Source organism: Geodermatophilus arenarius (genome assembly GCF_042654585.1).
In the GTDB taxonomy this organism is placed as follows: domain Bacteria; phylum Actinomycetota; class Actinomycetes; order Mycobacteriales; family Geodermatophilaceae; genus Geodermatophilus; species Geodermatophilus arenarius.
In genome coordinates this window covers 1-5,993 of sequence record NZ_JBHSGR010000045.1, presented here as the reverse complement: position 1 = coordinate 5,993, position 5,993 = coordinate 1, and the positions used below count along the sequence as shown (strand labels likewise).

The 5,993-nt window shown below is 79.2% G+C and carries 6 protein-coding genes; 3 read left to right on the top strand and 3 right to left on the bottom strand.

Annotated elements, in window-relative coordinates; genetic code table 11:
- Nucleotides 1–72: 72 nt before the first annotated feature.
- The 3 genes from ftsL to mraZ form a co-directional block, all read right to left on the bottom strand.
- A complete protein-coding gene (gene ftsL / locus ACFO3M_RS22620) occupies nucleotides 73–657 on the bottom strand; it encodes a cell division protein FtsL (protein ID WP_387994472.1) in 585 nt (194 codons plus the stop codon).
- Nucleotides 654–1,616 (bottom strand): 16S rRNA (cytosine(1402)-N(4))-methyltransferase RsmH, encoded by a 963-nt coding sequence (gene rsmH, locus ACFO3M_RS22615; RefSeq protein WP_387994469.1) that lies wholly within the window; start codon nucleotides 1,614–1,616, stop codon nucleotides 654–656. Before rsmH ends, ftsL begins: the two co-directional genes overlap by 4 nt.
- A 389-nt stretch (nucleotides 1,617–2,005) precedes the next feature.
- Nucleotides 2,006–2,440, bottom strand: a complete 435-nt coding sequence (gene mraZ, locus ACFO3M_RS22610; RefSeq protein ID WP_387994466.1) for a division/cell wall cluster transcriptional repressor MraZ — start codon at nucleotides 2,438–2,440, stop codon at nucleotides 2,006–2,008.
- Between the two features lie 317 nt (nucleotides 2,441–2,757).
- Here mraZ and ACFO3M_RS22605 point away from each other — a divergent pair, with 317 nt between their 5' ends.
- The 3 genes from ACFO3M_RS22605 to ACFO3M_RS22595 all read left to right on the top strand — a co-directional run.
- Nucleotides 2,758–3,741, top strand: a complete 984-nt coding sequence (locus ACFO3M_RS22605) for an AAA family ATPase (protein WP_387994464.1) — start codon at nucleotides 2,758–2,760, stop codon at nucleotides 3,739–3,741.
- Nucleotides 3,742–3,758: 17 nt separating this feature from the next.
- Nucleotides 3,759–5,162, top strand: coding sequence for a DUF58 domain-containing protein (locus ACFO3M_RS22600; RefSeq protein ID WP_387994462.1), 1,404 nt, complete (start codon nucleotides 3,759–3,761; stop codon nucleotides 5,160–5,162).
- On the top strand, nucleotides 5,159–5,993 hold an 835-nt coding region (locus ACFO3M_RS22595; protein WP_387994459.1), incomplete at its 3' end, for a transglutaminaseTgpA domain-containing protein. The genes ACFO3M_RS22600 and ACFO3M_RS22595, both read left to right, overlap by 4 nt.

Below are 5,993 nucleotides of genomic sequence, written 5' to 3'. Positions count from 1 at the left end.
GGCCGCCGCGGGCGGCGGTGCGCGGGGCGGCGCGGCGGGCGGGCTCGGGACCGCGGGCGGGCGGGAGCACGCTCAGCCCTCGTCCCCGGCCGCGGCGGGGTCCGGGGCCGGCTCCGGGGTCCCGCGCAGGGTGGCGCTGCCGTCCGCGCCGATCACCAGGTGCCCGGCCGCGCCGGCCGGGACCAGGCCCGCGGCGACGGCGGCCGCGGCCAGCTGCACCGGCGTGCTGCCGGAGACGACCTGCTGCTCCAGCTCCTGCACCTCCTCGGCCTTCTCGGCGTTGGCGTTGCGCAGCTCGGTGGCCCGCAGCGAGTTGACCGCGATGGAGGTGTTGAGCACCAGCAGGCCGATGGTGGTGAGCACCAGCAGCGCGACGACCAGCAGCGCGAACGGCGCCCGGCGCGGGGCCGCCGCGGACCGGGTGCGCGCCGCGCCGCCGGGCAGCAGCCGCAGCTCGGGAGCCGTGGTGCGGGGCGTGGTGCGGGCCGTGGTGCGGGCCGCCGTCCGGGAGGTCCCCACCCGGGGCGCGGGGCCGGTGGTGCGGGTGCGGGCCGGCCGCGAGGGCAGCGCCCGCAGCGGGCGGGAGGGCAGGGTCCGGGCGACCCGCTCCCCCGGTGCCGACGGCTCGGCGCGCGGCGCGCGCGCGGCGGTGCTCACGCCGGCCGCCGGATGCGCTCGGCGGCGCGGACGCGGGCCGACGCCGCGCGCGGGTTGGCGGCGACCTCGTCCTCGGTGGGGCCCTCGCCGCCGCGGGTGAGCAGCCGCAGCACGGGGCCGTACTCGGGCAGCCGGACGGGCAGCTCCGGCGGCGTGCGGTCGGTGGCACCGGCGGCGAGGGTCTGCTTCACGATGCGGTCCTCGAGCGAGTGGAAGGTGATGACGGCGATCCGGCCGCCCACGGCGAGGGCGTCCAGCGCCGCGGGCAGGGCCCGCTGCAGCGCACCGAGCTCGTCGTTGACCTCGATCCGCAGCGCCTGGAAGGTCCGCTTCGCCGGGTTGCCGCCGGTGCGGCGGGTGGCGGCGGGGATGGAGTCGCGCACCAGGTGGGCCAGCCGCTCGGTGCGGGTGAACGGCTCGCGCGCCCGCTCGCGCACGATCGCCGCGGCGATCCGGGAGGCGAAGCGCTCCTCCCCGTACACCCGCAGCACGCGGGTGAGCTCGGCCGCGGAGTAGGTGTTGACGACGTCGGCGGCGGTGCGCGGCGCGCCCGGGTCCATCCGCATGTCCAGCGGCCCGTCGGCGGCGTAGCTGAACCCGCGGTCGGCGCGGTCGAGCTGCAGCGAGGAGACGCCGAGGTCGAACAGCACCGCCTGCACCTCGGGCAGGCCCAGGCGCCCGAGCACCTCGGGCAGCTCGTCGAAGACGGCGGGCACGAGGGTGACGCGGTCGGTGTGGCCGGCGGCGGCGATGCGGGCGGCGGCCTCGGCGCGGGCGTGCGGGTCGCGGTCCAGCCCGACCAGGCGCAGCCCGGGGTGGGCGTCGAGCAGGGCCAGCGAGTGCCCGGCCAGCCCCAGGGTGGCGTCGACCAGCACGGCCCCGTCGGCGGCGCAGGCCGGGCCGAGCAGGTGGGTGACGCGGTCGAGGAGGACGGGGACGTGCACGGCCGGTGCGCTCACGTCGTCCTCCTCGCGGGTCGGGCCCGGCGGGGCGGGCAGGGCGGGTGTCTCATGGTGGCGCGGACGGCGCTCCGGCTGGGGGAGCCGGCCGGGCGTGCCGCGCGGGGAACGGCGCCGCGGGCCCGGGGAGGGAGACCGCGGGGTGGCCCGGGAAAGGGAGACCCCCGCCCCCGCGGTGCCGCCTGGCGCCGGGGAAGAGCGTCAGGAGGCGGCCGCGGGAGCGGGGGTCGCCGGATGCCGGTGGCCGGTCCGACCGGCGGCGGGGAGCGCCGCCTGCGCACGGGGTCCGAGCCGCGGGGAAGACGGTTCGGGCCGCACCCGGTCGAGCCGCGGGGAAGTCGGCTCGCGGACGGGCGCGCGCGGGAGTCGGGGCGACCGGCGGGACGGGGTCAGGACAGCGTGGGCATCCCCTCGCTCTCCATGGCGGCGAAGGCCGCCTCCTGCTCCTCCACGTAGGCGTCCCACGTGGCCTGGTCCCAGATCTCGAAGCGGGTGTCGACACCCACGACGACCACGTCGCGGTCGAGGCCGGCGTACTGGCGCAGGTTGGCCGGGATGGTGATGCGGCCGGCCTTGTCGGGCTCGACCTCGACCATCGACCCGAAGCTCATGCGGGCGCGCATCCGGGCCTCGGCGGTGTCGGCGGGGGCCATGCTGGCGGCGGCGCGGCTCTGCTCGGCGACCCGGGCCATGGTCAGGCCGTAGACGCAGCGCTCCTGGCCCTTCTTGATCACCATGCCGTCGGCCACCTGGTCGCGGAACCGGACGGGGAGCGCGAGCCGGCCCTTCTCGTCGAGGCGCAGGGCGAAGCTGCCGACGAACACCGGATCACCTCCCCCATGTGGTCCTCCTCGTGTCCTCCGCGGACCCGGGACGGGCCCTGGCTCCCCACCGCGCCACACACTAACCCACTACGCCCCACCAGACACCACTCGACACCATGTCGTGACCCACCCGCTCCACCCGTTGGCGTGCAGGTCAGGGGCACGGGGACGGCGGGGGGCGGCCGGGTGGGGCGCGGTGGGGGGACGGCCCACCGGGAGGGGGCGCGGGGGCCGTCGTGGTGGGGACCGGGGAGGGGCCCGGTGGGGGCGGTGCGCGGACACGTTGCGGACCGCTCCGGGCACGTACCGTGGGCCGGGTGACCGACACCATGCGTGCGGCGGGCGGGACGGCGGGGCTGCCGGTGGACGTCGCCGCGGAGGGCGCGCGGATCGCGGCCAACGTGTCCCGCGTCGTCCAGGGCAAGCCCGACGTCGTCCGCCTCGCCCTCGTGGTGCTGCTCGCCGAGGGCCACCTGCTGGTGGAGGACGTTCCCGGGACCGGCAAGACGACGTTGGCCAAGGCGCTGGCCGGCTCGATCGACGCCAGCGTGCGGCGCATCCAGTTCACCCCCGACCTGCTGCCGAGCGACGTCACCGGCGTGGCCGTCTACGACCAGGAGACCCGGGCCTTCGAGTTCAAGCCCGGCGCGGTCTTCGCCAACGTCGTCGTCGCCGACGAGATCAACCGGGCCTCGCCCAAGACGCAGTCGGCGCTGCTGGAGTGCATGGAGGAGCGGCAGGTCACCGTCGACGGCGTCAGCTACGAGCTGGCCCGGCCGTTCCTGGTGATGGCCACCCAGAACCCGGTGGAGATGGAGGGCACCTACCCCCTCCCCGAGGCCCAGCGCGACCGGTTCACCGCGCGGGTCTCGATGGGCTACCCCGACCGCGAGGCCGAGGTCGCCATGCTCGACGACCGCGGCACAGCCGACCCGCTGGCCTCCTTGACGCCGGTGGCCGACGCCGGCACGGTGCGCGCGCTGGTGACGGCGGTGCAGTCGCTGCACGTCTCCGACGCGATCCGCCGCTACGTCGTCGCGCTGGTCGAGGCCACCCGCCGCTCCCCCGAGCTGCGGCTGGGCGCCTCCCCGCGGGCCGGGCTGCAGCTGCTGCGCACCGCCCGCGCGTCGGCGGCGCTGTCCGGCCGCGACCACGTGCTCCCCGACGACGTGCAGGCGATGGCCGTCCCGGTGCTCGCCCACCGGCTGCTGCTCACCGCCGACGCCGCGGCCGCGCGCCGCACCGCCGAGCAGGTGGTCACCGCGCTGTTGTCCACCGTGCCCGTCCTCCGCGGGCGCTGACCGCGGTGGGTGGGCCGTTGCGCACGGCGCTGACCTCGCTCACCCTCCGCGGCCGCTGCCTGGTCGCCGCGGGGGCCACCCTGCTCGGGCTCGGCGCGCTGCTCGGCGAGCGTCCGCTGGTGCAGATCGCCGTCTTCGTGCTCGCGCTGCCGCTGGTGTCGGCGGTCGCCGTCGCCCGGCAGCGGTTCCGCGTCGGCGTCCGGCGCACCGTGTCGCCGTCTCGGGTGCCGCGCGGCCAGGACGCCGAGGTGCTGCTCGAGGTGACCAACGCCGACCGGCGGACGGGACGGCTGTGGCTGCTGTCCGAGCACCTGCCGCCCGAGCTGGGCCGCTCCCCCTCGTTCGTCGTCGAGCGGCTGCCCGCCGCCGCGACCGCCGGCATGCGGTACCGGGTGGCCGGCGCCCGCCGCGGCCGGTTCCGGCTCGGCCCGCTGCGGCTGCGCCTGGTCGACCCCTTCGGGCTGGTGCAGCGCACCACCAGCGGCACCGACGGGGCGCCGCTGGTGGTCGTGCCGCGGGTCCGGCCGCTGGGGCCCGGCGGCCCGGGCGGCGGGCACGGAGGCGGCGGCGAGGGCGCCCGCCGCTCGATCGCGGTGCACGGCGAGGACGACGTGAGCACCCGGGCGTACCGGCACGGCGACGACCTGCGGAAGGTGCACTGGCGGGCCACCGCCCGCACCGGCGAGCTCATGGTCCGGCTGGAGGAGCGGCCCTGGCGCGCCCAGGCGGCGCTGCTGCTCGACACCCGCACCCGCGCCCACCTGCTCACCCGCGCCGCCGGCCCGGGACCGGTCGCCGGCGGCGCCGTCCCCGGCCCGCCCGGTGACCCGACACCGCCGCAGGACAGCCTCGAGTGGCTGGTGGAGGCCGCGGCGAGCATCGGCACCGCGCTGGCGCGGCGGGGGGCGGCGCTGCGCGTGGTCACCACCGCCGGCGAGCTCACCCCCACCGCGCCGGACGGCGGCCGCGCCGCCCCCGCCGCGCGGGCGGCCCTGGGACCGGGCGAGCTGCTGGACCGGCTGGCCACGCTCGGCCCCGGCCGCGGCACCGGTCTGGGACCGGCCGCGGAGCTGCTGCACCGCGTGGCGGGCGAGGGCCCGGTCGTCGCGCTGCTCGGCGCGGTCGGCCCCGACGACCTCACCGAACTCGTCGCCGCGCGCTCGGGCCCGTCCGCCGACGTCGCGGTCCTGCTCGACGTGGCCAGCTGGTCCGATCCCGGCGCCCGCAGCAAGCGCGGGCTGTCGGCCACGGCGCGCGCGGCGCTGGCCGCCCAGCTGGAGCAGTCCGCGACGCTGCTGCGCGGCGCGGGCTGGCAGGTCGTCGTCGCCGACTCCTCGCGCACCGTCGAGGCCGTGTGGGGCGACCTCGCCCCGGCCTCCGCCGGGGTCCGGGGCGGCGGCGTCCTGGGGGTGCCGGCGTGACCACGCTCGCCCCGCCGCCGCCCCCGGTCCGGTCCGGCGGGCCGGTCCCGCCGCCGGTCCCCGCACCCCCGCCGGCGCCCGTGCCGCCGGGCACGCTGTCCCGCGAGGGCGGCACGACGCTGGCCGCCGTGGCCGCGGCCGCGCTGGGCAGCTGCGCCCTGGCGCCGGTCTTCACCCGCCCGGCCTGGGCGCCGCCGGCGCTGGCGGCGATCGCGGTGGTCGCGCTCACCGGGCTGGCGCTGCGCGCGGCCGGGCCGGCGCTGTGGGCCTGGGCGTCCGGCGGCCGGGCGCTGCCCGCCCGCGCCGGCGCCGCCGGCGTCCCGCTGGTGCCGCTGGGCCAGCTGGCCGCCCTGCTCTGCCTGATGACGGCGCTGTTCGCCCCCGGCGACGCGATCGGCGGCTGGCTGCCCACCCCCGGCTCCCTCGGCGACCTCGCCGCGGTGCTCACCGACGGCTCGGCCGAGATCCGCGAGCAGTCCACACCGGCGCTGCCGCTGACCGGCCTGCTCGCGCTCACCGTGCTGCTGGTCGGGATCATCGCCGTCGTCGTCGACCTGATCGCCGTCGGCGGCCGGCAGCCGGCCCTCGCCGGGCTGGGGCTGCTGGTCCTGTTCTGCGTGCCGGTCAGCACGGTCACCGGCAGCATCGGGCTGACGGCGGTCGCGGCCCCGGCGGCGGGGCTGGCGCTGCTGCTCTGGGCCGACCAGGCGCGGCGGCTGGCCGCGCGGGCCGGGCGGCGGGGCGGCGCCGGCGGGCTCGCCGCGACCGGCACCGCCGCGCTGGCCCTGGCCGCCGCCCTGGTGGGCGGCAGCGTGGTGCCGACCCTGCCCG